Source organism: Herbaspirillum sp. Her3 (assembly GCF_057961275.1).
In genome coordinates this window covers 3,705,600-3,729,174 of record NZ_CM176328.1, presented here as the reverse complement: position 1 = coordinate 3,729,174, position 23,575 = coordinate 3,705,600, and the positions used below count along the sequence as shown (strand labels likewise).

The 23,575-nt window shown below is 64.4% G+C and carries 20 protein-coding genes and 1 pseudogene; 14 read left to right on the top strand and 7 right to left on the bottom strand.

Going from position 1 to position 23,575, the window contains the following annotated elements; genetic code table 11:
- The first annotated feature begins 18 nt into the window (after window positions 1–18).
- Window positions 19–1,386, top strand: a complete 1,368-nt coding sequence (locus tag ACVC5H_RS17100; RefSeq protein ID WP_489618986.1) for an MFS transporter — start codon at window positions 19–21, stop codon at window positions 1,384–1,386.
- A gap of 36 nt (window positions 1,387–1,422) precedes the next feature.
- On the opposite strand, the gene ACVC5H_RS17095 is transcribed toward ACVC5H_RS17100, so the two are convergent.
- Both ACVC5H_RS17095 and hppD read right to left on the bottom strand, forming a co-directional pair.
- Complete coding sequence (locus ACVC5H_RS17095; protein WP_489618985.1) at window positions 1,423–1,770, bottom strand: hypothetical protein; 348 nt, start codon at window positions 1,768–1,770, stop codon at window positions 1,423–1,425.
- A 182-nt stretch (window positions 1,771–1,952) separates the two neighbouring features.
- Window positions 1,953–3,059: a 4-hydroxyphenylpyruvate dioxygenase gene (hppD, locus tag ACVC5H_RS17090; protein ID WP_489618984.1), complete on the bottom strand. Its 1,107-nt coding sequence runs from the start codon at window positions 3,057–3,059 to the stop codon at window positions 1,953–1,955.
- 147 nt (window positions 3,060–3,206) lie between these two features.
- Between hppD and ACVC5H_RS17085 the strand changes: the two genes are divergently transcribed.
- The 4 genes from ACVC5H_RS17085 (at window position 3,207) to alkB (ending at window position 6,616) form a co-directional block, all read left to right on the top strand.
- Complete coding sequence (locus tag ACVC5H_RS17085; RefSeq protein ID WP_017454267.1) at window positions 3,207–3,725, top strand: Lrp/AsnC family transcriptional regulator; 519 nt, start codon at window positions 3,207–3,209, stop codon at window positions 3,723–3,725.
- Window positions 3,726–3,891: 166 nt separating this feature from the next.
- Complete coding sequence (gene ada, locus ACVC5H_RS17080; RefSeq protein WP_489618983.1) at window positions 3,892–5,004, top strand: bifunctional DNA-binding transcriptional regulator/O6-methylguanine-DNA methyltransferase Ada; 1,113 nt, start codon at window positions 3,892–3,894, stop codon at window positions 5,002–5,004.
- A 53-nt stretch (window positions 5,005–5,057) separates the two neighbouring features.
- On the top strand, window positions 5,058–5,966 hold the full coding sequence (locus ACVC5H_RS17075) for an alpha/beta hydrolase (protein ID WP_489618982.1): 909 nt from the start codon (window positions 5,058–5,060) through the stop codon (window positions 5,964–5,966).
- Window positions 5,963–6,616, top strand: a complete 654-nt coding sequence (gene alkB / locus ACVC5H_RS17070; protein ID WP_489618981.1) for a DNA oxidative demethylase AlkB — start codon at window positions 5,963–5,965, stop codon at window positions 6,614–6,616. Before ACVC5H_RS17075 ends, alkB begins: the two co-directional genes overlap by 4 nt.
- Before the next feature lie 13 nt (window positions 6,617–6,629).
- Here alkB and ACVC5H_RS17065 read toward each other — a convergent pair whose 3' ends face one another.
- Both ACVC5H_RS17065 and ACVC5H_RS17060 read right to left on the bottom strand, forming a co-directional pair.
- On the bottom strand, window positions 6,630–7,910 hold the full coding sequence (locus tag ACVC5H_RS17065; protein ID WP_489618980.1) for a DNA topoisomerase IB: 1,281 nt from the start codon (window positions 7,908–7,910) through the stop codon (window positions 6,630–6,632).
- A 90-nt stretch (window positions 7,911–8,000) separates the two neighbouring features.
- Window positions 8,001–9,653 (bottom strand): ShlB/FhaC/HecB family hemolysin secretion/activation protein, encoded by a 1,653-nt coding sequence (locus ACVC5H_RS17060; protein WP_489618979.1) that lies wholly within the window; start codon window positions 9,651–9,653, stop codon window positions 8,001–8,003.
- Between the two features lie 280 nt (window positions 9,654–9,933).
- Between ACVC5H_RS17060 and ACVC5H_RS17055 the strand changes: the two genes are divergently transcribed.
- The 3 genes and pseudogenes from ACVC5H_RS17055 to ACVC5H_RS17045 form a co-directional block, all read left to right on the top strand.
- Complete coding sequence (locus ACVC5H_RS17055) at window positions 9,934–11,970, top strand: two-partner secretion domain-containing protein (RefSeq protein WP_489618978.1); 2,037 nt, start codon at window positions 9,934–9,936, stop codon at window positions 11,968–11,970.
- On the top strand, window positions 11,943–12,032 hold the full coding sequence (locus ACVC5H_RS17050) for a hemagglutinin repeat-containing protein (protein WP_489622716.1): 90 nt from the start codon (window positions 11,943–11,945) through the stop codon (window positions 12,030–12,032). The genes ACVC5H_RS17055 and ACVC5H_RS17050 overlap by 28 nt, the downstream gene beginning before the upstream one ends.
- A pseudogene (locus tag ACVC5H_RS17045) lies at window positions 12,005–12,658 on the top strand (SMP-30/gluconolactonase/LRE family protein); the annotation flags it as partial. The gene ACVC5H_RS17050 and the pseudogene ACVC5H_RS17045, both read left to right, overlap by 28 nt.
- 25 nt (window positions 12,659–12,683) lie before the next feature.
- Here ACVC5H_RS17045 and ACVC5H_RS17040 read toward each other — a convergent pair.
- Window positions 12,684–13,574, bottom strand: a complete 891-nt coding sequence (locus ACVC5H_RS17040) for a DMT family transporter (RefSeq protein WP_489618977.1) — start codon at window positions 13,572–13,574, stop codon at window positions 12,684–12,686.
- Window positions 13,575–13,746: 172 nt separating this feature from the next.
- Between ACVC5H_RS17040 and ACVC5H_RS17035 the strand changes: the two genes are divergently transcribed.
- Together ACVC5H_RS17035 and ACVC5H_RS17030 are read left to right on the top strand one after the other, a co-directional pair.
- Entirely contained in the window at window positions 13,747–14,565 is an 819-nt protein-coding gene (locus ACVC5H_RS17035) for an AraC family transcriptional regulator (RefSeq protein ID WP_489618976.1), read from the top strand.
- A gap of 174 nt (window positions 14,566–14,739) precedes the next feature.
- Window positions 14,740–16,377, top strand: coding sequence for a methyl-accepting chemotaxis protein (locus ACVC5H_RS17030; RefSeq protein ID WP_489618975.1), 1,638 nt, complete (start codon window positions 14,740–14,742; stop codon window positions 16,375–16,377).
- Window positions 16,378–16,455: 78 nt separating this feature from the next.
- Here the strand turns inward: ACVC5H_RS17030 and ACVC5H_RS17025 are convergent, their stop codons facing one another.
- Window positions 16,456–17,757, bottom strand: a complete 1,302-nt coding sequence (locus ACVC5H_RS17025) for a D-amino acid dehydrogenase (protein ID WP_489618974.1) — start codon at window positions 17,755–17,757, stop codon at window positions 16,456–16,458.
- A gap of 150 nt (window positions 17,758–17,907) precedes the next feature.
- On the opposite strand from ACVC5H_RS17025, the gene ACVC5H_RS17020 reads away from it, so the two are divergent.
- The 3 genes from ACVC5H_RS17020 (at window position 17,908) to ACVC5H_RS17010 (ending at window position 21,200) form a co-directional block, all read left to right on the top strand.
- Window positions 17,908–18,396, top strand: coding sequence for an Lrp/AsnC ligand binding domain-containing protein (locus ACVC5H_RS17020; RefSeq protein WP_026051927.1), 489 nt, complete (start codon window positions 17,908–17,910; stop codon window positions 18,394–18,396).
- A gap of 180 nt (window positions 18,397–18,576) precedes the next feature.
- The gene (locus ACVC5H_RS17015; protein ID WP_489618973.1) at window positions 18,577–20,904 is read left to right on the top strand and encodes an FdhF/YdeP family oxidoreductase; all 2,328 of its coding nucleotides are present in this window, start codon (window positions 18,577–18,579) and stop codon (window positions 20,902–20,904) included.
- Between the two features lie 11 nt (window positions 20,905–20,915).
- Window positions 20,916–21,200 carry a helix-turn-helix domain-containing protein gene (locus ACVC5H_RS17010; RefSeq protein WP_489618972.1) on the top strand — a complete coding sequence of 95 codons (285 nt, stop codon included), beginning with the start codon at window positions 20,916–20,918 and terminating at the stop codon, window positions 21,198–21,200.
- 161 nt (window positions 21,201–21,361) lie between these two features.
- Here ACVC5H_RS17010 and ACVC5H_RS17005 read toward each other — a convergent pair whose 3' ends face one another.
- Entirely contained in the window at window positions 21,362–22,804 is a 1,443-nt protein-coding gene (locus ACVC5H_RS17005; RefSeq protein WP_489618971.1) for an aminotransferase-like domain-containing protein, read from the bottom strand.
- Window positions 22,805–22,862: 58 nt separating this feature from the next.
- On the opposite strand from ACVC5H_RS17005, the gene ACVC5H_RS17000 reads away from it, so the two are divergent.
- A complete protein-coding gene (locus tag ACVC5H_RS17000; RefSeq protein ID WP_489618970.1) occupies window positions 22,863–23,534 on the top strand; it encodes a glutathione S-transferase family protein in 672 nt (223 codons plus the stop codon).
- Window positions 23,535–23,575: the final 41 nt, after the last annotated feature.

The following is a 23,575-nucleotide window of genomic DNA, read 5'->3' as shown; positions in this document are numbered from 1 at the left end:
AAGCTTTGAAGGCAGACAGTGCAAGTATCCCCCATCAGCGGCGTCCCGCATGACGCCGACGGCCTGCCAGCCAGGCAGCGCCTGCTGGCCATCGCCACCGTCGTCCTGGGCCTGAGCATCGCGGTGCTCGATGGCTCCATCGCCAACCTGGCCCTGCCGGTCATGGCCGCCGACCTGAAGGCCAGCAATGCCGACGCCATCTGGGTCATCAACAGCTACCAGATCGCCATGGCGGTGTGCCTGCTGCCGCTGGCGTCGCTGGGGGAGGTGATCGGTTACCGGCGGGTCTACCTGGGCGGACTGTTCCTCTTCACGCTGGCCTCGCTGGCCTGTGCGGCCAGCGGCGACATGTTGCAGCTGAGCCTGGCGCGGGTGCTGCAGGGGCTGGGCGCGGCCGGCATCCTGTCGGTCAACACCGCCCTGATCCGCTTCATCTATCCGGCGCGCATGCTGGGCCGGGCCATCGGCTACAACGCCCTGGTGGCCGGGGCCGGCAATGCCCTGGGGCCGACCGTGGCCGGACTCATCTTGCACGTGGCGTCCTGGCACTGGCTGTTCCTCATCAACATCCCGCTGGGCCTGGCCGCACTGGCCGTGGGGGTGCGTGCCTTGCCCGCCAATCCGCTCTCGGCACGCCCCTTTGATCGCCGCAGTGCCTTGCTGTGCATGGGGTTCATCGGCCTGCTGCTGGCCACCATCGATAGCGCCGGCCATCTGCAAGGCGGCTGGGTCGTGGCGGGCTGCGCGGTACTGACGGCCATCAGCCTGGCGCTGCTGTTGAAGCTGCAGTCGCACAGTGCCCCCATGCTGCCGCTGGACCTGCTGCGCATTGCGCAGTTCGGGCTTTCCATCGGCACCTCGTTCTGTTCCTTTGCGGCGCAGATGGCAGTGCTCGTGATGCTGCCCTTCATGCTGCAGAACCACCTGGGCATGAGCGTCGCGCGCGCCGGCCTGCTGATGACCGCCTGGCCGATTGCGGTGGCGCTCATGGGCACGGTGGCAGGCAAGCTCTCGGACCGCATCTCGGCAGGCATCCTGGGCGGGATCGGGCTGGCGGTGATGTGCCTGGGGCTGCTGGCCCTGCTGACGGTGGACCGGGGTACCCCGGATGGGGTGATGGTGGCCATGTTTGCGGTGTGCGGTGCTGGCTTCGGACTGTTCCAGTCGCCCAACAACCGCGCCATGATCAGTGCCGCGCCACGCGAGCGCAGTGGCGGTGCCAGCGGCATGCTGGGCACGGCGCGCCTGACCGGGCAGAGCGTGGGTGCCTCGGTGGTGGCGATGCTGCTGGGGGTGTCCGGTGAGCCCTATGCACTGGTGCTCTGGTGTGCTGCCGCTCTGGCAGGCGCAGCTTGCCTGATCAGCCTGTCGCGGCTGCGCTATTGAACAGGAAATGAAGCTTCTTGCGCGCGCAGGCCGGGCTTAGAAAGCCGGCTCCGGCGCCTGGCCGTGGGCGTGCTGGTGCGCGGCATGGGCGGCGACCGAAAGCGCCATGCTGAGATAGTTCTCGCTGCGCTTGCGCATCTGCGCCTGCTGCTGTTCCAGGGCGAACAGTTGCTGGTAGAGGGTGCGGATCTGCTGCTGCAGCAACTGGCGCTGCTGCTTGCCGTCCCGGTTGCCGGGGAAGCGCGCCAGCGATTGCGCCTGCTGTTGCAGGATCAGGATGCGATGGCTCAGTTGCGCCACCAGTTCGGCAGGATCATGGTCCAGCGTGTCTGCCACTGCACTTGTGGCGTGGGCAGCTTGTTCTTGTTCATACGCGACGTTCATGCGAACTCCAGCCCGTTGGGGCGCAAGGGATTGCAAGGCTAATGCTGTGCTGCATGCCTTGATTTACGGCAGCTTGCGGTAAAGCTTGAGGCGCGAAAAGCAAGGAAATGAAAAGGCGCAGGCCCCACGAGGGCGCTGCGCCTTTTGTTTGTCGCCCGCAAGAGGGGGGGCTGGATGGAGAGTCAGATCACGCCGCGGCGCATCTGGTCCAGCTCGATGGATTCGAACAGGGCCTTGAAATTGCCCTCGCCAAAGCCGTCATTGCCCTTGCGCTGGATGATTTCATAGAACACCGGCCCGATCAGGTTCTGGGTGAAGATTTGCAGCAGCAAGCCCTGGCCTGCCGTGGGTGCGCCGTCGATGAGGATCTTCAGCTCGCGCAGCGCGGCCAGGTCTTCGCCATGGCCGGGGATGCGGCGCTCCACCAGGTCATAGTAGGTGGCGATGGTGTCCTGCAGCGGCACCCCGCGAGCGTACAGCGCGCGCACGGTCTGGTAGATGTCGTCGGTGCCCAGGGCGATGTGCTGGATGCCTTCGCCGTTGTACTGCTTGATGAATTCCTCGATCTGCGACTTGTCGTCGGCACTCTCGTTGATGGGGATGCGGATCTTGCCGCAGGGGCTGGTCATGGCGCGCGAACGCAGGCCGGTCACCTTGCCCTCGATGTCGAAATACTTGATCTCGCGGAAATTGAACAGGCGTGTATAGAACGATGACCAGGTATCCATCGCCCCGCGCATCACGTTGTGGGTCAGGTGGTCGATGTAGGTCAGGCCCACGCCCTTGGGATTGCGCTCCACGCCGGGGAAGAACTGGAAATCGACGTCGTAGATGGAGCCATTGTCGCCATAGCGGTCCACCAGATAGAGCAGCGAGCCGCCGATGCCGCGAATGGCGGGAATGTTCAGTTCCATCGGACCCAGCTTGGCTTCCACGCCTTCAGCACCCAGTTCAAGTGCACGTTTGTACACATGGGCCGCATCCTTGACGCGGAAGGCCATGGCGTTCACCGAGGCCCCGTGCACTTGCGCAAAGGCGGCGGCATTGCTGCCCGGTTCACCGTTGAGGATGAAGTTGATCTGGCCCTGGCGGTACAGGGTGACGTTCTTGGAACGGTGGCGCGCCACCGCCGTGAAGCCCATCAGCTCCAGCACGCCGGCAATGGCGGCCGGGTCGGCGGCGGTGTACTCGACGAACTCGAAGCCGTCGGTGCCCATGGGGTTGTCGAACAGGTCGCGGCTACCGGTGTCGGTGGCGGCGCTGGCGAGCTGAGAGTCTGAATGGCCCATCTGGTGTCTCCTCGTGTAGGGAAGGCCGGCAAGCGCGGCCTATGCGAGGAGTTTATTGCGCAAGGAGTGCAATTTGTGATTGTTTTTTGCGCGATATATTAGATAATATGCACAAATAATTCTTAAATACCCATTTTGGAGAGATAAATGAGCATCATCAACGTGGATCGCTACGACCTGGCATTGCTGACTGAGCTGCAGCGAGACGGCCATATTACCAATAGCGCCCTGGGCTTGAAAGTCCATCTGTCCACCTCGCAGATCAGCCGCCGCGTGCAGCGCCTGGAAGAAGCCCACGTCATCGAGCGCTACACCGCCGTGCTGGACCCGGCCGTGGTCGGCCTGGGCGTGACCGCCTTCACCACCGTGACCCTGGACCGCCAGGGCGAAACCCGCGGCGAACTCTTCGAGAAAGCCGTGGAGGCGATGCCGGAAGTGACCGAGTGTTTCTCCGTCACGGGGGAGGGGGATTATATCCTGCGCATCGTCGCGCCCGACCTGGCGGCGTTTTCCGAATTCATGATGACGCGGCTGCTGCGCCTGCCGGGCGTGACCAACGTCAAGTCCAACATCACCTTGAAGAAGGTCAAGCAATCGCATGAACTGCCGCTGGAACACGTGATGCAGCCGGTGAAGTCACGCCAGCGCATCCGCTTCTCCCAGTGAGGGCAAAAAGCGATGATGCGATTATTCAATGATTCAGTGCTTCAATCATTGAATAATCGTATGCAGCATTTGCCCAGGCCAGTTCAAGAATTCAAAAGCAATCAGCGGAGTGCGGCCCGGGTATCACGCGCCTAGAATCACTGGCATCCGATCTGAGGAGCGCCGCATGCTGACCCTGACTTCTTCCCATCCGTTAACAGGACTCGACCCCGAAGCCTGCTGGCAAGCCGTGCAACAGCGCGATGCCACCGCCGATGGCCGGTTCTGGTATTCGGTCCGCAGTACCGGCGTCTACTGCAAACCTTCCTGCGGCGCGCGCACGCCCTTGCGCAAGAACGTGGCCTTTCACGCCAGCTGCGCCGCTGCCGAGGCTGCCGGTTTTCGGCCCTGCCAGCGCTGCAAGCCTGACCAGCCTCCCTTGCAGGAGCGACAGGCCCGCGCCATCGCGCAGGCCTGTCATCTGATCGATCAGGCCGAGCACGCACCCGATACCGCCACCCTGGCCGAGGCTGTGGGGTTGAGCCGCTACCACTTTCATCGCCTCTTCAAGCTGCACACGGGCGTCACGCCCAAGGCCTATGCCGATGCATGCCGCGCGGCCCGCCTGCGCGCGCAACTGGGTGAGCGTGCCAGCGTGACCGAGGCGCTCTACGAAGCCGGCTTCCACTCCAGTGGACGTTTCTATGCGCACAGCGCGGCGCAGCTGGGCATGAAGCCGTCCACCTACCGGCGCGGCGGCGAGGGCGAGAAGATCCGCTTCGCCGTCGCACAATGCTGGCTCGGCGCCTTGCTGGTAGCGGCCACCGGGCAGGGCATCTGCGCGCTCACCTTGGGCAGCGATCCCGAGACCCTGGTACGGCAACTGCAGGACCGCTTCCCCCAGGCCGATCTCGCCCCCGGCGATGCCGCTTTCGAACAGACGCTGGCGCAGGTGCTGGCGGCGCTGGACGATCCGCAACAGGGCGCGTCCCTGCCCTTGGACGTGCGCGGCACGGCCTTCCAGCAGCGCGTCTGGCAAGCCCTGCGCGCCGTGCCGCCGGGCGTCACGCTGACCTATGCCGAACTGGCCGCGCGCATCGGGCAGCCGGATGCCGTGCGGGCGGTCGCCAATGCCTGTGCACGTAACGAGATCGCCTTGCTCATTCCCTGCCATCGCATCGTGCGCCTGGATGGAGCCCCGTCCGGATATCGCTGGGGCGTGGAACGCAAGGCCGCGCTGCTGGCACGCGAAGCGGCGGGCAGGGCAGCGCTGGCTTCACTGGAGGATGAGGACGCCTGAAGGCTTCTGCTCGCGCGGCTACAATAGGTCTTCGTTCATTGCTGGAGTTGCGCATGCATGTTCTTGGCAAGGCCGGTCTCGCCCTCGCGGGTGCCGTGCTGGTCTTGGGAGGGGTCGCCGCCTGTTCGCCACTGTCGGCCATCAATGCCGTCACGCCCGCCTCCAGCTACGTCAAGACCGAAGGCGTGGCCTACGGCAACAGCGACAACCCGCGTCAAAAACTCGACATCTACCGCCCCGCCACCACGACGTCCGCCTCCGCGCAGGGCTTGCCGGTGGTGATCTTCTTCTACGGCGGCAGCTGGAACGAGGGCAGTCGCAAGGACTATGCCTTCGTCGGCGAGGCCCTGAGTTCGCGCGGCTTCATCGCGGTGCTGCCGGATTACCGCGTCTATCCTGAAGTGCGTTATCCGGAGTTCCTGGAAGACAGCGCCCAGGCCGTCGCCTGGACCTTGCGCTCGGTGCGCGCTCTGGGCGGCGATCCGCAGCGCGTTTTCGTCATGGGACACAGCGCCGGCGCCTACAACGCCGCCATGGTGGCGCTGGACGCCCGCTGGCTGCACGAGGCCGGTGCCTCGCCCGCAGAGCTGCGCGGATGGATCGGCCTGGCCGGTCCCTATGACTTCCTGCCCATCGAAAACGCGGACGTCAAGCCGGTCTTCTTCGCCCCCGATTCGCCCCCGGATTCACAGCCGGTGCGCCACGTCGAAGCCGGCGCGCCACCCGCGCTGCTCATTGCCTCGCACCAGGACAAGCTGGTCTCGGCAGAACGCAATACGGCCGGCCTGGCCCGCTTGTTGCGGGCGCAGCAGGTGCCGGTGGTGGAACGCTACTTCGACAATACCTCGCATGCCTCGCTGGTGGCCAGCCTGGCGCGGCCACTGCGCTTCATCGCACCGACGCTGGACGAAGTGAGCCAGTTCATCGAGAACCCGCCACCGCGCACGGAGCACACGCCATGACCGGCGACCTCTTCGCCGGGCTCGCACGTGCACCTTCCGTGGAACGCATCACGGAAGGAGCGCTGCTATTGCGCGCCTTCGTCAGCGAGGAGGAGGCTGCGCAGCTGATGGCGGGGATCGAGACCGTGCTGGCCGCCTCACCGCTGCGCCACATGCAGACGCCGGGCGGTTTTCGCATGTCGGTGGCGATGAGCAATTGCGGCCGCTTCGGCTGGGTCACGGACCGGCGCGGCTATCGCTACCAGTCGCTCGATCCGCTGGCCGAACGTGACTGGCCGCCCATGCCCGACGCCTTCATGGCGCTGGCCGTGCGTGCTGCAGAAGCGGCCGGATTTGCCGGATTCGATCCGGACGCCTGCCTCGTCAATCGTTATGAACCCGGTGCGCGCATGTCCCTGCATCAGGACAAGAATGAGCAGGACATGGCCCAACCCATCGTCTCCGTCTCGCTGGGTTTGCCCGCCACCTTTCTCTTCGGCGGCATGGCCCGTACCGACAAGCCGCAACGCATGCGGCTGGAAAGCGGCGACGTGGCAGTGTGGGGCGGACCGGCCCGGCTGGCCTTCCACGGCATCGATACCTTGCGCGACGGTGAGCATGCGCTGACCGGACGCAGCCGCTACAACCTGACCTTCCGCCGCGCACGCTGAGCGCGGCGCGCATTCAAGCGCTGGCGGCCGGGCGCGCTGTGCCCGTATGCCCGGCCGCGGCAGAGGTACGATGCACTACCGCCTTGCGCTTGCTCTTGCGGTCCGGTTTTTCTTCGGACTCATGCAGGCGTTGCTGCAGCAGGGCCAGCACGGCCGCTTCTTCCGGCGAGAGGTCGGGCAGGTCTTGCACCAGCTCGGCTTGTACCCGTTCCTCCAGCAGCCCGGCAAAACTGCCGTCCAGATAACTCTCGATCACGGCCGGATGCACGTAACACTTGCGGCAGATGGAGGGCGTATTGCCCAGTCGCCGGGCCACGTTCTCGATGGCACGCACCACGTTCTGCTTGGCCTGGGCCTGGGAGTCCACGCGTTCGAAGGCCTGCAGCGCCAGCGTGGCCAGCACGGTGCCGGCCCATGTGCGGAAATCCTTGGCACTGAAATCTTCCCCCGCCGCCTCGCGCAGGTAGGCATTGACGTCGCCCGAATCGATACAGTGGCGCTGGCCCTCGTCATCCACGTACTGGAACAGTTCCTGTCCCGGCAAGTCGCGCATCTTGCGGATGATGCGCGCCACGTAGGGATCATGCAGCTTGATGTCATGCTGCACGCCGCTTTTGCCGCGAAAGCGGAACAGCACGTCGCTGCCATCCACGCGCACGTGGCGATGGCGCAGCGTGGTCAGGCCGAAGGAGCGGTTCTGCCGGGCGTATTCATCATTGCCCACGCGCATGAAGGTGGTCTGCAAGAGATGCACCACGGCGGCCAGCACCTTCTGACGATGCAGGCCGGGACGCTTGAGATCCTCCTCGACCACGCGGCGGATGGTGGGCAGGGCGCGCGCAAAACTGATCATGCGCAGATACTTGGCATCGTCGCGCACCAGCCGCCAGCGTGCGTGATAACGATACTGCTTGCGCCCGCGCGCATCACGTCCGGTGGCCTGGATGTGGCCGTTGGCATGCGGGCTGATCCACACCTCCTCCCAGGCAGGGGGAATGGCCAGGGCCTTCAGGCGCGCCAACACATCCTCGTCGTGGATCAGATGGCCATCGGCATCGTGATACGCGAAGCCCTTGCCGCGCCGGCTGCGGCGGATGCCCGGCATGGTGTCGTTGACGTAGCGCAGCTGGTTGGCGCGGGCGATATCGATGGCCTCTTCGTGATGGCGGGCATCGTCCGGTGGAGTCGATGACGATGATGCGGTCGAAGAACTCGACGCGTCGGGCGCAGTGGTGATGCGGTCCATGGTGGTCTCCTCGGACACTGCCTGCCGGGGGAAGCGGCGGCCGTCCATGTGGGCTCATTATTGAGCAATCGCCATGGCCCGGCAGTCAGCCATTGACAGGGGATGGTGTGGGATTTTTCCGGCACCGCATGCCGTGCTTCAGAAGGTCCACTGCAAGTTGAATCCTCCGGTCACCGCTGCCGTCTGGAAGCCTTGCGGTTTGGCCAGCGGCGTAGCCACGAACATCTCATAACTCAGCTTGAACAGGCTGCCGCGCAAGCCCAGCGCCGCTCCGGTCAGCCGCTGGCCGGTGAGGAACTGCGCCGTCGGTCCTGCTACCGCACCGGTATCGACACCGGCAAACAATTCCTGCCCGCTCTCGCCCAGGCCCAGCGCCACTTCATTGCGCAGGAACCAGCCGCGCTCGGCCTGCAGGCTCAGTTCGCCATCGAAGCCGCGCACGGTATAGCGTCCGCCGATGGAGAACTGATCCTGCGGCGGCAGGCTGCCGCGGTTCCACTGCGCGCGCAGTGTCGCGGCATAGCGCAGCCTGGCATCGGCCAGCTGGAAGGGCGCATTGAGCGAGGCATCCAGCAGCCACAGCCCATAGTGCGTGCCGATCTGCGGCAGGTCGAAAGGTGTATTCGGTTCACTGCCTTGGGTGTCGAGTGAACGGCGATAGCCCAGCGTGGCGTCGGCCACGGCCTCACCCAGGTACTGGTGCTGGTTCAGTCCCGCTTCCCAGGCCGTGGTGCGACGCTGCTGGGCCCCGACCTCGAGATCGTCGATGGCGTTGTAGGCCTTGCGCAGCAAGCCTTTGCCGAACACCGTGGTCTTGCTCGCGGCATCGCGATAGAGCAGCCGTGACAGCTTGAATTCGGTGGTTTCCGAACGGCCGCTGTAGACGAAGTTTTCAAAGGCTCCAGCCACGGTTTGGTGATACTGGTTGCCCGACATCGTGATGGCCGCCATCCAGTTGCCCCAGGGCAGCGAGTAATGCAGCGTATAGGCCCGGCTGCCGTGGTCGCCGTAATGATTCAGGCTGCGGCTCATGCTGACGTAGAAGAGGTCATTGAGGGTCCACCAGTTGTCGTAGGCCAGGGTCAGTCCGGCCTGGTACTTGCCGGTGGCCTGCGCGCCGCCATCGTCCAGCGTTGCCGTGAGGCGGAACGGAAAGGCTTGCTGGTACTGGATTACCAGGTCGCTGTCGCCCGCTTCGGCACCCGCATCTTCGGAGGGCGTGATCTTGATGTCGGCCTGCACGGTCGGCAGGCGCTTGAAGTTTTCCAGTCCTTGTTCGATATCGCGCAGGTTGAGGATGTCGCCCGCTTTGACCGGCAGGGCATTGAAGGCGGTACCGCGTGGATCGGCATCGGGCGCAAAGCGGATGTGGCGCACGCGTCCCGGCACCACCGACAGCACCAGTTGCCCGCTCGACAGATCCTGCGCACGCGCCAGCACGCGGGTGGTGGTGTAGCCGCGCGCGACGATGGCGCTCTCCACCCGTGCCAGCACCAGATTGACCCCTTTCGAGCCGAGGCAGCGCCCGATGGCGCCCTGCGGCCCGGTCACGCTGTCGAGCGCAAAGTCAAAACGTTCGGCCTGATCGCCCTCCAGCCTGATCGACGCAATCGTGCGGCAGGGTTGCTCCTGCTCCGGAAAATCCTGCGCCATCGCAGGCGCCGCTGGCCTGCCCAGGTTGACGTCCGGCCGTTGCTCCTGCTGCTGGCGCAGGGCGCGTTCACGTTCACGCTGCAATTGCTCGGGATTGACGGCGGTTTGCGCCAGGACGAGAGGAGTGAGCAGATTCAAGCCAAGGATCAGGGCAAGTCTGGAGGGAGGAAAACGGCAAGCTGAAAACATGGTGAGCACGGCCCCAAGCCGCACCGGCCAAGGCATCAAAAGAAAATGTAATGAAATAAAAACAACTGTTGGGTTTTGCCTACAAGAAACCTTCTCGCGTACTGAAAAATCACCCTTCCTCGTTAACCTAAATTAACATCCTGCACCTGGCAAGCAAAATCTTGCCAACCGGCAACGACAAACAACGAATCGACGGCCGGTCATAACGACAACAAAACCCGGGGTGTTCATGAATCGTCAGCGTTACAAGCTGGTTTTCAACCGGCATCGCGGCCACCTGATGGCCGTTGCAGAAATCGCCTTCAGCATCCAGCACCCTGGCCGGTCCTCGGCCGGTGCTGCAGGGATGCCGGACCTGTTACCGTCGGCCCTGCGCTTTTCGCTGCTGTCCGTGGCGCTGGCCCTGGCCATGAACACGGTGGCGCATGCGCAGATCCTGGGCGACCGCAACGCCCCGCGCACCCAGCAGCCCACCGTGCTGGTCACGCCCAATGGCGTACCGGTGATCAACATCCAGACGCCCAGTGCAGCCGGCGTATCGCTCAACCGCTACCGGCAATTCGACGTCGGTGCCAACGGCGCCATCCTCAACAATGCCCAGGGCACCACGGCCACCCAGCTGGGTGGCTACGTGGCCGGCAATCCCTGGCTGGCCACGGGGGCGGCCAGGGTGATCGTCAACCAGGTCAATTCGGCCAACCCCAGCTACCTGCGCGGCTACCTCGAAGTGGCCGGGGCGCGGGCGCAGGTGGTGGTGGCCAATCCGGCCGGCATCACCTGCTCGGGCTGCGGCTTCATCAATGCCAGTCGCGCCACGCTCACCACGGGCGTGCCGCAACTCGTCAACGGCAACCTGGAGAGCTATCGCGTGGCCAGCGGTGCGGTCAGCATCGAGGGCAACGGCATGGACGCCAGCCGCACCGACTACGCCGAGATCATCGCGCGTGCGGTGCAGGTCAATGCCGGCCTCTGGGCGCCGGAACTGAAGCTCAGTGCGGGCCTGAACACGGTGAGTGCGGATCACGCCAGCGTGGTCCCCGGCGTGGCCCCTACCGACGCTGCACCGGCCGTGGCCATCGACGTGGCGCAACTGGGCGGCATGTATGCCGGCCACATCTACCTGACCTCCACCGAGCACGGGGTGGGCGTGCGCAATGCCGGCAGCATCGGCGCCTCGGTGGGGCAGGCCGTGGTGACCGCCGATGGCCGCCTGGAGAACAGCGGCAGCATCACGGCCAATGGCCTGCTGGCGGTGCAGACCACGGGCGGCCTCAGCAATACCGGCGAGCTGGGCAGCAACAGCGCCGCCACGCTCAACACCACCACCGTGGACAACAGCGGCAGCATCGCCAGCGCCGGCACGCTGGCCGTGCAAGCCAGCGGAGCGGTGCAGAACAACGGCAGCATCGGTGGCGAGGGTGGTGTACAGATCGCTGCGGGCAGCCTCGACAACCGCAACAACATCGGCAGCAGCACCACCCTGGCGGTGCAGGCTGCCAATGGCATCCGCAACAGCGGCACGCTGCAGGCCACGGGCGAGGCCAGCATCAACGCCGCCACCCTGGACAACAGCGGCACCTTGCGAGCGAGCCAAGGCGCATTGAACGTCGCCACCAGCGCCGGCACGAACAACAGCGGCCGCATCGAAGCCGCGCAGTCCGTCGGCCTCAAGGTGGGCAGCCTGGACAACAGCGGCGGCCTCAATGCCGGTGACCGCCTGCGCATCGACGCCGCACAGGGCGTGACCAACAGCGGCACGGTAGGTGCCAATGGCAGTGTGGAGGTGCAGGCCGCGAACCTCTCCAACCGGGGCACGCTGGCGTCCAGCCGCGATGCCGTCAGCGTCGCGGCCAGCGGGACGGTCAGCAACCAGGGCCAGGTCAGCGCGGCGCAATCGCTCACCCTGAAGGCCGCCGGCATCGATAACCACAATGGCAGCCTCAGCGGCAATGAGCTGCGCATCGACAGCCAACAGCAGGCGCTCGACAACCGCCAGGGCCAGATCAGTGCGCAGGGTGACCTGCACGTGGCCAGCGGCACTCTCGACAACGGTGGCGGCAACATCGTTGCGCAAGGCAAGCTGGACATTCGCAGCGGCGAGCTCGGCAATGACGGCGGCCTGCTGCAAGCGGGCGATGCACTGAGCATCGACGCCGGCAGCAGCACCGTGCGCAACACCCATTCCGGCAGCACGCGCGGCATCGTCGCGCAAGGGCCGTTGCGGGCAACAAGCTCACGATCAGCTCGGGGACGGACACCACATTGAGTGGCGCAGTGGTCAGCGGCAAGCAGGTGGTGATGGATGCCTGCACGGGAGCCGCTCGGTAGTGCGCACCGAGCACGATGGCAGCGTCACCACGCTGGCTTCCCACTGGCAGGGCAAGCGCCTTAACTCACCCAATGACGTGGTGGTCAAGTCCGATGGCTCGATCTGGTTTACCGATCCGGACTACGGCATCAACAGCGACTACGAGGGCTACAAGGCCGACAGCGAGATCGGCGCCTGCAACGTCTATCGCATCGATGGTGCGAGTGGAGAAATCAGCGTAGTCAGCAATGACCTCGAACGCCCCAACGGCCTGGCGTTCTCCCCCGATGAAAGCCGGCTCTACATTGCCGACACCGGTCTCACGCACCGTGCAGGCGGGCCGCATCACATCCGTGTGTTCGATGTGGTGGACGGCACCACCCTCAAGGGCGGCGAAGTGTTCGCCACCATCGATCCGGGCCTGGCTGACGGTTTCCGGCTGGATGACCACGGCAACATCTGGACCTCGGCGGGGGATGGCGTGCATTGCTATGCATCCGATGGCACGCTGCTGGGCAAGATCCTCGTTCCGGAAGTGGTCTCCAATGTGGCCTTTGGCGGGCCGCGCAGGAATCGTCTCTTCATCACGGCCACGACCTCGCTCTACGCGGTTTACCTGGCTGTCAATGGGGCCGTGCGCCCCTGAGCGCTTCCGGTCAGGGCAGCCAGCGCTAGTCGGCCGGCGATGGCGCGCGGCGCGGACTCCTCAGCGCCACCGCCAGGCCGGCCACAATCGCTGCCGCCCCCGCCATCATCGATACCGAGAGCGCCTCGCCCAGTAACCAGGCCGAGGCCAACACGCCAAACATCGGCGAGAGCGCATTGAGCATCAGCGCCTTCACGCCCAGCCGCGCAACCACCCAGTTGAACAAAGCCACACTCACGATGCTCACCAGCACGCCGTGATAAGCGCTCTGCACCAGCAAGGCGGAGATGGGCTTGCTGAAGGTCTGCATTCCGAACCACGGCAATGCCAGTAGCATGCAGGCCAGGGAGAGCACCTGCGTCAGCGCTACCGCATCGAGCGGGGCAATCTTCCAGGTGCGATTGAGCACCAGGTAGCTCGACCACATCAGGGCCGACAGCACGAACAGCAGGTCGCCACGCCAGGCCCCGTCAGGCGCGAGGCCGCCGCTGGCGAGGATGCCGTTCAGGCCCACCAGTGCCAGTCCCGCCAGCAACAGCATCACGCCCCACGGCGAGAGCCGTTCGCGCTGCCCCAGTGCGAAGCGGCTGATGGCCATGCCGAACAGCGGCGTCAGCGCAGGATGGATCAGCGCGCCATGCGAGGCCGGCGCATAGTTGACCCCGGCCACCAGCACCAGGCTGAACAAGGGGCCGGAAAGCAGGAACAGCACCAGCCCGCGCCGCCAGCCTACGCCGCATGCACGCACCACGCCACGGCGCCAGGCAAAGGGCAGGATCAGCAAACCGCTGGTGAGAAAGCGCATCAGCGTGGCGTCCAGGGGCGTGAGCCCTTGCTGGAAGCCGTAGCGCGAGATCACGGGCTGGATGCCCCAGATCAGCGCGACCAGGATGCCGGAGAGGATGGGAGGGTTCATTGCGGAACAGGTCAGTCAAAGCCCGTACGGTAGAGCAGGGCGGGTTGGCTGTCTTTCGAGGATGGGACAAGAAAGTTTGAATTTGCGCCAACGCGATTTCTGCCACTTTGCTTTGACGGACTTTCGATTCTGAAGCAATAATCCACGAATTTACGCCAACCGGGGTCAGAGCATGCGCAAGCCTTCGTCTCGTTCTCCGCTGCCCATCGATCGGGTGGATGGCATCGCGCGGCCGGTGGTGGCGGCCGGGGCCGATTATGCGAGCGGCTCGGTGCAGGCATGGCACAGCCATCGCAGGGCGCAGTTGCTGTTCGGGCTGGGCGGGCTGATGCAGGTGGTCACGCAAGATGGGGCCTGGGTGGTGCCGCCGCAGCACGCGGTGTGGATTCCGTCCGGGCGCGAACATCAGAGCCGCATGCTCTTGCCGGTGACCACCTTCAGCGCTTTCGTCGAGCCGGAATGCGCCCCGCGCTCAGCGCCTACCTGCCAGGTACTGGAGGTGCATCCTCTGCTGCGCGAACTGCTCATCGAAGCCACCCGCATCGATCCGCACTATGCCTCCGGTAGCCGCGAAGAAACGTTGATGCATCTGCTGCTACAGGAGATCGGGCGCGCTCGCGAAATCCCCATGCATGTGCCCTTGCCGCAGGAAGACAAACTGGCCGGGCTTTGCCGCAGCTTCATGCGCGCGCCTACGATCCGCTCCCGCCCGGCTGAGTGGGCCGGGCAACTGCACATGAGCGAGCGCAGCTTCAACCGCAAATTCCTGGCGCAGACGGGAATGGGTTTCCAGCAATGGCGCCTGCGTGCCTGCATCGTCAATGCCATCTCGCGGCTGGCGCTGGGGCATTCGGTGACAGCTATTGCCTATGACCTGGGCTACGAACGGCCGGCGGCCTTTTCGACGATGTTCAAAAAGATGACCGGGCAGGTCCCGTCCGCCCATCCGGCGGCGCTCGGGGCGGTGCGCAACGGCCGCCAAGCTGGATAATTGGCAATTTTCTTCATGTTTTGGCTCACTCTGATATAAATTAGACCGACATCGTATAACGAGGCCGAACACAGGCCAGGCGATGTATCCGCAGTACTGGCGGGTCGGGCGGGAGCCGGGCTGTCAGGGGGGGCTGCAGATCAATAACGATTACGCCACTTCGGGAGGTTTCACATGTCATTTCTGCAAACGCTGCGCGTTTCTGCGCGGCTTGCCTGGTTGTCTGCACTTTTTCTGCTGGCCATGCTGGTGATGGTCAGCTGGAGCATTCTCAGTCTGCGCAGCATCAGTGCCCAGGAGCGCCAGATGTACCAGGAGCGGCTGGCACCGATGCAAACACTCAACACCGCAGCCCTGGCCATGGCGATTCACTTCCGGCGCGGCTATTCCTACATTTATCCGAACGTAGGCGATCCCAATTCGCGGGCCGCTACACGCACCTTCAATCAAAAGGCCGAAGCGCAGATCCAGGAAGCCTTCGACTATCTGCAGCGCGCCGACAAGACTCCCGAACTGGAGCCGCTGGTGGCCGCCTTGAACCAGGCCTGGCCGGTCTATCGGCAATCTTTCCAGAGTCTCATGGAGAAGGCTGACCAGGGCGATGTCGCCGGTGCGCTGGCCGAGTTGCAGAAAAATACCGATCCCGCCCACGTCAAGCTGCGCGACGTGTTCCTCAAGATCGTGAAGCAGTACGACCAGGCCGTGCAGGAGCACATCGACCGTTCGGCGGCCAGCGTCGAGCACACCGCCTGGACCCTGGTGGCCCTGCTGGGCGTGATGGTGGTGCTGGGCCTGGCCTTCAGTGCAGTGGTCCAGCGTTCCATCACACGCCAGCTGGGCGGCGAACCGCTGTATGCAATGGAGGTGGCACAGGCGATTGCGCAGGGTGACCTGGCCAGTCCGGTGCGCTTGCGCAGCGGGGACCAGCACAGCCTGCTGGCAGCCATGGAAGGGATGCGCCTGCGCCTGTCGCATCTGGTGCAGGAGGTCTACAAGAGCTGCCACGCTATCGATACCGGCGCGGCCGAGATCGCGGACGGCAACCTGAACCTGAGCCAGCGCACCGAGGAGCAGGCCTCCAACCTCGAAGAGACTGCCGCCTCCATGGAAGAGCTGACCGGCTCGGTCAGGAACAACTCGCAGACCGTGACCGAGGCCGTCAAGCGGGCGGAGTCCGTGAGCCAGGCGGCCAGCCATGGCGGTGAAGCGGTCTCGGGGGTGGTGGCGCTGATGGGAGAGATCGCCTCCAGCTCGGAACGCATCAAGGAAATCATCGTGGTGATCGATGGCATCGCCTTCCAGACCAATATCCTGGCCCTCAATGCGGCGGTGGAGGCTGCGCGCGCGGGCGAGCAGGGGCGCGGCTTTGCGGTGGTGGCTTCGGAGGTGCGTACGCTGGCCCATCGTTCGGCCCAGGCCGCGCGTGAAATCAAGACCCTTATCGAAGAGAGCGTGGCCAAGGCCGATAGCGGCTATGCCAAGGTGCAGGAGGCTTCGCAGGCGATTGGCGGCGTGGTCACGCAGGTGCGCCAGGTGGCCGCGCTGGTGGGCGAGATCGGCGTATCGACCCAGGAGCAGAGCCAGGGCATCGCGCAGGTCGGCACCGCCGTCGAGCAGCTCGATAACGTGACTCAGCAGAACGCCGCACTGGTGGAGGAATCGGCGGCTGCTGCAGAGAGCCTGAGCGCCCAGGCCAGCAAGCTGGTCACGCTGATGCAGGCCTTCAAGCTGCCATCGGAGGCGGGCGTAGCGCCTACCGTGGCTACTGCGCCGGCCGTGGTGCGTGGGTCGCCCACGCTGTCGCTGGCCTGACAGTGGACGTAAAAAAGGCCGGAGCAATTCACTCCGGCCAACCATTCTGCGAGGGATGCAGAAGAGACTATTGCAGGATCAGGCCTCCGCCAGACGCGGCGTGCGCACCTCGCCCGCCGAGGACAGGTAGCGCGCTACCGACAGGTCTTCATGGGCGATGGCGGGACGGCGGCCGGAGATCAGGTCGGCCAGCAATTGGCCCGAGCCGCAGGACATGGTCCAGCCCAGCGTGCCATGGCCGGTGTTGATGTACAGGTTGGAGACCGGGGTGGCGCCCACCACCGGCGTGCCGTCCGGGGTCATGGGACGCAGGCCGGTCCAGAAGCTGGCCTGCTTTGTATCGCCCGCGCCGGGGAAGAGGTCATTGACCACCAGCTCCAGCGTGGCGCGGCGCTTGGCTTTGAGGGCCGTGTCATAGCCGACGATCTCGGCCATGCCGCCCACGCGGATGCGGTCGTCGAAACGGGTCACGGCGATCTTGTAGGTTTCATCGAGGATGGTCGAGACCGGCGCGGCCGAGGCGTCGGTGATGGGTACGGTGATCGAATACCCCTTGAGCGGATAGACCGGAATGGCCGGCAGGCCCGGTACCTCGCGCAGCAGTTGCGGCGAGTAGGAGCCCAGGGCCACCACGTAGCTGTCGGCCTGTACCAGTTCCTTGCCGCAGACCACGCCGGCGATCTTGCCGCCGGCCATGGTGAGGGCGTCGATGGAGACGCCATAGCGGAATTTCACGCCCAGTTGCTCGGCCATCTCGGCCAGGCGGGTGGTGAAGAGCTGGCAATCGCCGGTTTCATCGTTGGGCAGGCGCAGGCCGCCGGTCAGCTTGCCGCGCACCTTCTCCAGCGCCGGTTCGGCACCGCCCAGTTGTTCCGGGGTGAGCAGTTCGAAGGGCACGCCGGCTTCCTGCAGCACGGCGATGTCCTTGGCGGCGCCATCGAGTTGTTCTTGCGAACGGAACAGTTGCAGCGTGCCTTGCTGGCGGCCTTCATAGGGGATGCCGACGTCGGCACGCAGGTCGCGCAGGCAGTCGCGGCTGTATTCGGCCAGGCGCACCATGCGTTCCTTGTTGACGGCGTAGCTCTGTGCATTGCAGTTGCGCAGCATCTGCCACATCCAGCGCAGTTGATTGAGGGTGCCGTCCGGGCGGATGGCCAGCGGGGCGTGTTCCTGGAACATCCACTTGATGGCCTTGAGCGGAATGCCGGGTGCCGCCCACGGTGAAGCGTAGCCGGGGGAGATCTGGCCGGCATTGCCGAACGAGGTTTCCAGCGCGGGGCCGGGCTGGCGGTCCAGTACGGTTACCTCGTGGCCGGCCCTGGCCAGATACCAGGCGCTGGTGACCCCGATGACACCGCTTCCAAGAATGACGACGCGCATGCTGAACTCCCCGTGTTGATGATGCCGCTGCAAAGGTTATTGGATTAGAAGATTCAGCTATGATATTGGCGAATAAGCAGTGTTTGTTCGCGTATTTATTGATGATTTCATGAACGGTTCATGAAAATCGCGCTGAAACGGGAAAATTTCATGAGAACTCAGCAACAGTCCATCCGCACCCTCGACAAGCTCGATCACCGCATCCTGGCGGTGCTGCAAAAAGATGGCCGCATCTCCATGAAGGAGCTGGGCGAGCAGGTCGGCCTGTCGGTTACGCCTTGCATCGAACGGGTCAGGCGCATGGAGCGCGATGGCGTCATCAGCGGTTATTACGCGCGCGTCAATCCCGAGTCATTGGGGGCGACCTTGCTGGTGTTCGTGGAAATCACGCTCAATCACAAGTCCGGCAACATGTTCGAGCAGTTCCGCCGCGAGGTGCTGCGCATTCCCGAGGTGCAGGAGTGTCACCTGGTCTCGGGCGACTTCGACTACCTCATCAAGGCGCGCATCCGCGGCATGGCCGAATATCGCAAGCTGCTGGGCGATATCTTGCTGCAGCTGCCGGGCGCGGCGCAGTCCAAGAGCTATGTGGTGATGGAAGAGATCAAGGAAACCCTGGCCTTGCCGCTGGATGACTGAGCGATCCCGTGATCGTGCGCAAGAGGTGGGAAGATAAGCAGGCAGAGGTGGCGGGCGCGTTTGACCGCGCTGATGGACGGGCACTGTACTTGAATCCGGCGGGGCTTCCTGTGCATTCCGGCATGGGCTGGCGTGGCCTAGACTTGGCCTACACTGGACTCCACTCCATCCCGAGACATCATGCCTTCCAAACCAAGAATCGAGCAATACAATCAACCCGCAGGCGGCTGGGGCGCGCTGAAATACGTCGCGCTGAACCTGGTCAAGGAACACGTGGCCGATGGCAAGGGCTTGCGTACCCTGCTGTCGCAAAACCAGCCCGACGGCTTTGATTGTCCCGGATGCGCATGGCCGGACCGCGAGCATACCTCCACCTTCGAATTCTGCGAAAACGGCGTCAAGGCCGTGGCCGCCGAGGCGACCAAGAAGCGCGTCACCCCCGAGTTCTTCGAGAAGCACACCGTGGCCGAGCTGATGCAGCAATCGGATTACGAACTGGAAGAACACGGCCGCCTGACCCATCCCATGGTCTACGACGCCGCCACCGACAAGTACAAGAAGATCGAATGGTCCGCCGCCTTCGAACTGATGGCCCGGCACCTGAACGCCTTGCCCGATCCGGACATGGCGGACTTCTATGTCTCCGGGCGCGCCAGCAATGAGGCGGCCTTCCTGTTCCAGCTGTTCGTGCGCCAGTACGGCACCAACAATTTCCCCGATTGCTCCAACATGTGCCACGAACCCACCAGCGTGGGCTTGCCCGGCACGGTCGGCATCGGCAAGGGCACGGTGCTGCTGGAAGATTTCGATCACTGCGACACGCTGCTGCTGTTCGGCCAGAACCCGGCCACCAATCACCCGCGCATGATGGGCGAGCTGCGCCATGCCTCCAAGCGCGGTGCCACCATCGTTGCCATCAACCCGCTGAAGGAACGCGGCCTGGAACGCTTTGCCGATCCGCAGAGCAAGGTCGAGATGCTGACCATGGGCAGCACCCGCATCAGTTCCATGTTCATCCACCCCACGCTGGGTGGTGACCTGGCGCTGATCAAGGGCGTCATCAAGCGCACCATCGAACTGGATGATGCCGCCAGGGCCGCTGGTACCGAGCGCGTCATCGACGTGAAGTTCATCGAGGAACACACGGCCGGCTTCGAGGAATTCGCCGCCCAGGCGCGTGCGGAAAGCTGGGACGACATCATCGCCGAGTCCGGCGTCTCGCGTGAGGACATCGAGAAACTGGCCCAGGTCTACGTCAAGGGCCGTGCAGTGATTGCCACCTGGGGCATGGGCCTGACCCAGCACAAGCATGCGGTGGCCACCATCCAGTTGCTGTCGAACATGATGATGCTGCGCGGGAACATCGGCCGCCAGGGCGCGGGCCTGTGCCCGGTGCGCGGCCACTCCAACGTGCAAGGCGACCGCACCGTGGGCATCGATGAAAAACCGACCCCGGCCTTTCTCGATCGCCTGGAACAGGTGTTCGGCTTCAAGGCCCCGCGCCATCACGGCAACGACACCGTGGGGTCGGTCATGGCCATGCTGGAAGGCCGCACCAAGGTCTTCATCGGCCTGGGTGGCAACTTCGCCATGGCCACGCCCGATACACCGCGCACCTTCGAGGCCATGCGTTCCTGCAACCTGACGGTGCACATCACCACCAAGCTCAACCGCAGCCACCTGGTGCATGGCAAGGATGCGCTGATCCTGCCGACCATGGGGCGCACCGAGATCGACCTGCAGAAGTCCGGTCCGCAAGGCGTGACGGTGGAAGATTCGATGAGCATGGTGCACGTCTCCTACGGCATCAACAAGCCGGCTTCGGAGCACCTGATGTCGGAGACGGCCATCGTGGCGCATCTGGCTGAAGCCACCATGAAGTCGCGCAACAATGGCCCGAAGATCGACTGGCTGTGGTACGCCGAAGATTACTCGCGCATCCGTGACGCCATCGAGAAGGTGTATGACGCCTTCAAGGGCTACAACGAACGCATCGCCAATCCGGGCGGCTTCCATCTCGGCGTGGCCTCGCGCGATCGCGTGTGGAAGACCGCCAGCGGCAAGGCCAACTTCATCGTCCATGAGATCCCCAAGGACACGCCCATCCATCGCGCCCGCGCGATCCATGGCGAGAAGCTCTTGACCCTGATGACCACGCGTTCGCACGACCAGTACAACACCACCATCTATGGCATGGATGATCGCTATCGCGGCGTGTTCGGCCAGCGCCGGGTGGTCTTCATCAACCCGGCGGACCTGCAGATGCTGGGTTTGAAGGATGGTGAATGGGTCGACATCACCAGTGTCTGGGATGACGGCGTGGAGCGCCGTGCCGAAGGTTTCCTGCTGGTGGAATATGACATTCCGCGCGGTTGTATCGGTAGTTACTATCCCGAGACCAATCCGCTGGTGCCGCTGGAAAGCTTTGCCGACAAGGCACGCACGCCGACCTCCAAATCCATTCCGGTGCTGCTGTCGCGTTCGGCGGTGCAGCGTTCGGCAGCGTGATGGAGGCGGACATGAGCGTGATCGAGATGTCCACCCAGCCGGATGCCGACCTGCAGGCCCGCGCGCAGCAGATGGGCGTGCCGCCGGAGGTGCTGCTGATCGTCGATACCCTGCAGGCCGATGCCGAAGAGAAGGCGGGCGCGGCACTGTCGCTGGCGCGTTTGTCCAAGCGGACGCAATTGCGCATGAGTACCTTGCGGCGGTTTTTGTCGGCGCTGGAAGAGGCTGGTGTGGTAAGGGTCGAGATGAATGAGGATGGGACGGGCAGCGTCAGTTTGTTGGTGTCACCTCAGTAAGGGTTGCTGACGGAGCGTCTTCGATACGGCGCGCTGCGCCTACTCAGTCCGAACGGTTGTATGAATGCAGCCAAAAACAAAAAGACCGTTCGGACTGAGTAGGCGCGACAGCGCCGTATCGAAGCCTGTCCTGAGCTCGTCGAAGGGGCGCTCCGACAAACTCACCCCGCCAGTTCTTCCACCAGTTTCCCCACCAGCTTCAAGGCCTGCTCGGTCTCCTTCGACCAGGCATAGCTGTAATTGAGCCGGATGAAATGGCTGTACCGGTTGGTGGCCGCAAAGATGCGCCCCGGCGCCACCGTGATCCCCAGCGCCAGGCTGCGGCGATACAACTCCATCGCATCGACCCGATGCGGCAACTCCACCCACAGCACATACCCGCCCTGCGGTTCGGACACCTGCGTGCCGGCCGGGAAGAAGCGCAGCACGAAGTGCCGCATCATGTCGCGCTGCTGGGCGAAGGCGCGGCGCACGCGCCGCAGATGACGCTCGTAGCCGCCCTGGGTGAGGTATTCGGCAATCGCGCGCTGCGGGGCCGTGGGGGTGGCCAGGGTGTTGAGGAACTTGAGTTTCTCGACCTGCGCCCGATAGCGGCCCGGCATGGCCCAGCCGATGCGATGCGCTGAGGTCAGGCTCTTGGAGAAGGACGAGCAGTGCAGTACCAGCCCTTCACGGTCATAGTTCTTCAGCGAGGAGGGGTGGGCATTGCCGTAATACAGTTCGCTATAGACGGCGTTCTCGATCACCGGCATCTGGTGTTGCCCGGCCAGGCGCACCAGTCTTTCCTTTTCGCTGTCCGGCATCTGGAAGCCCAGCGGGTTCTGGAAGTTGGGCATCACCATGCAGGCCGCCACCGGCTGCGTCTTCATCCGTTCTTCCAGCACCCCCACGTCGATGCCGCGCTGCGGATTGGTCGGGATCTCCAGTGCCCGCATGCCCAGGCGTTCGATGGCATGCAGCATGGCATAGAAGGTCGGGGTTTCCACCGCGATGGTGTCGCCCGGACGGGCCACCGCCTGCAGGCACAGATTGATGGCTTCGGTCGCACCGACGGTGACGACGATTTCCTCGGGATCGACCTTGAGACCGTTTTCCAGATAGCGCCGGGCGATCTGGCGCAGCAGGTCCGGATGGCCGGGCGGCAAATCGTCGAACACGCTGGACTGGCTGGCGTGGCGGGCGATGCGGCCGGCGTATTGCGCCAGCCGGTGCGAGGGAAACAGCGCCGGATTGGGATAGGGCGAGCCGAGCGGCACGGTGCCGTCCTGCTGGATGGTCTTGAGCGTGGCCAGTACCAGGCGACTGACGTCGACCTCGGTCGATTCCTGCCAGGCCGGATGGTCGGCCCGGGAGGGCGGTTTCACCACGGGGCGTGCAATGGCATCGGCCTGCTCGCGTACGAAGTAGCCGGATTGCGGCTGGCTTTCGATGATGCCGCGGCTTTCCAGCAGTTCGTAGGCGCGCACCACGGTAGTGACGCTGACCTTGTGCTGCTGGCTGGCGATGCGCACCGAAGCGATGCGCTCGCCCGGACGCAGTACGCCGTCGCGGATGGAGGCCGCGAGCTGGTCGGCAAATTGTTTGTAAAGAGGCGTGACGGCCATGGAGCGGGTTCGTGGTGGATGTTAGAGTTGTCGCCTCGCATTTTACAAGGACCGTGCCATGATCACCGTGCATCACCTGAACAACTCCCGTTCCCAGCGCGTACTGTGGCTGCTGGAGGAGCTGGGCCTGACCTACGAGATCAAGTTCTACCAGCGCGACCCCAAGACCATGCTGGCCCCGCCGGAGCTGCTGAAGGTGCATCCGCTGGGCAAATCCCCGGTCATCACCGATGGCGATCTGACGATTGCGGAATCGGGCAACATCGTCGAATACCTGCTGGAACGCTATGGTGCCGACAGCGGCCTGCTGCCGGCTGCCGGCACCCCCGAGCGCCTGCGCTACCGCTACTGGCTGCATTTTGCCGAGGGTTCGGCCATGCCCTGGCTGTTGCTGGGGCTGATCTTCAACAAGATGCCCAAGGCGGTGCCGGCGCTGATCCGGCCGATTGCCAACATGCTGGCCGAAGGCATGCGCAGCCGCCTGGTGGCGCCGCAGATCGAGCGCCAGATGCGCTACATGGAAGACGAGCTGGGCAAGGATGGCTGGTTCGCCGGCAAGACCCTGACCGGTGCGGACATCCAGATGAGTTTCGTGGTGGAAGGCATGCGGGCGCGCGGTGGACTGGATGGACGCTTTCCCAACCTGCTCAAGTTCCTTGAGGCCATCCACGCGCGGCCGGCTTACCAGCGGGCGCTGGAAAAGGGCGGACCTTACGAGCTGTTGCGCTGAATCACTCTTGGCAGTGCAACCCTGACGGCATCTCGCTCCAC

What these genes read in the sequence shown, in the direction of transcription:
- ACVC5H_RS17085 (WP_017454267.1), top strand. Translation starts at nt 3,207, where the DNA reads ATGAGCATCATCAACGTGGATCGCTACGACCTGGCATTGCTGACTGAG.
- ACVC5H_RS17055 (WP_489618978.1), top strand. Translation starts at nt 9,934, where the DNA reads ATGAATCGTCAGCGTTACAAGCTGGTTTTCAACCGGCATCGCGGCCAC.
- ACVC5H_RS17040 (WP_489618977.1), bottom strand. Translation starts at nt 13,574, where the DNA reads ATGAACCCTCCCATCCTCTCCGGCATCCTGGTCGCGCTGATCTGGGGC.
- ACVC5H_RS17035 (WP_489618976.1), top strand. Translation starts at nt 13,747, where the DNA reads ATGCGCAAGCCTTCGTCTCGTTCTCCGCTGCCCATCGATCGGGTGGAT.
- alkB (WP_489618981.1), top strand. Translation starts at nt 5,963, where the DNA reads ATGACCGGCGACCTCTTCGCCGGGCTCGCACGTGCACCTTCCGTGGAA.
- ACVC5H_RS17010 (WP_489618972.1), top strand. Translation starts at nt 20,916, where the DNA reads ATGAGCGTGATCGAGATGTCCACCCAGCCGGATGCCGACCTGCAGGCC.
- ACVC5H_RS17000 (WP_489618970.1), top strand. Translation starts at nt 22,863, where the DNA reads ATGATCACCGTGCATCACCTGAACAACTCCCGTTCCCAGCGCGTACTG.
- ACVC5H_RS17015 (WP_489618973.1), top strand. Translation starts at nt 18,577, where the DNA reads ATGCCTTCCAAACCAAGAATCGAGCAATACAATCAACCCGCAGGCGGC.
- ACVC5H_RS17030 (WP_489618975.1), top strand. Translation starts at nt 14,740, where the DNA reads ATGTCATTTCTGCAAACGCTGCGCGTTTCTGCGCGGCTTGCCTGGTTG.
- ACVC5H_RS17025 (WP_489618974.1), bottom strand. Translation starts at nt 17,757, where the DNA reads ATGCGCGTCGTCATTCTTGGAAGCGGTGTCATCGGGGTCACCAGCGCC.
- hppD (WP_489618984.1), bottom strand. Translation starts at nt 3,059, where the DNA reads ATGGGCCATTCAGACTCTCAGCTCGCCAGCGCCGCCACCGACACCGGT.
- ACVC5H_RS17065 (WP_489618980.1), bottom strand. Translation starts at nt 7,910, where the DNA reads ATGGACGGCCGCCGCTTCCCCCGGCAGGCAGTGTCCGAGGAGACCACC.
- ada (WP_489618983.1), top strand. Translation starts at nt 3,892, where the DNA reads ATGCTGACCCTGACTTCTTCCCATCCGTTAACAGGACTCGACCCCGAA.
- ACVC5H_RS17020 (WP_026051927.1), top strand. Translation starts at nt 17,908, where the DNA reads ATGAGAACTCAGCAACAGTCCATCCGCACCCTCGACAAGCTCGATCAC.
- ACVC5H_RS17095 (WP_489618985.1), bottom strand. Translation starts at nt 1,770, where the DNA reads ATGAACGTCGCGTATGAACAAGAACAAGCTGCCCACGCCACAAGTGCA.
- ACVC5H_RS17005 (WP_489618971.1), bottom strand. Translation starts at nt 22,804, where the DNA reads ATGGCCGTCACGCCTCTTTACAAACAATTTGCCGACCAGCTCGCGGCC.
- ACVC5H_RS17075 (WP_489618982.1), top strand. Translation starts at nt 5,058, where the DNA reads ATGCATGTTCTTGGCAAGGCCGGTCTCGCCCTCGCGGGTGCCGTGCTG.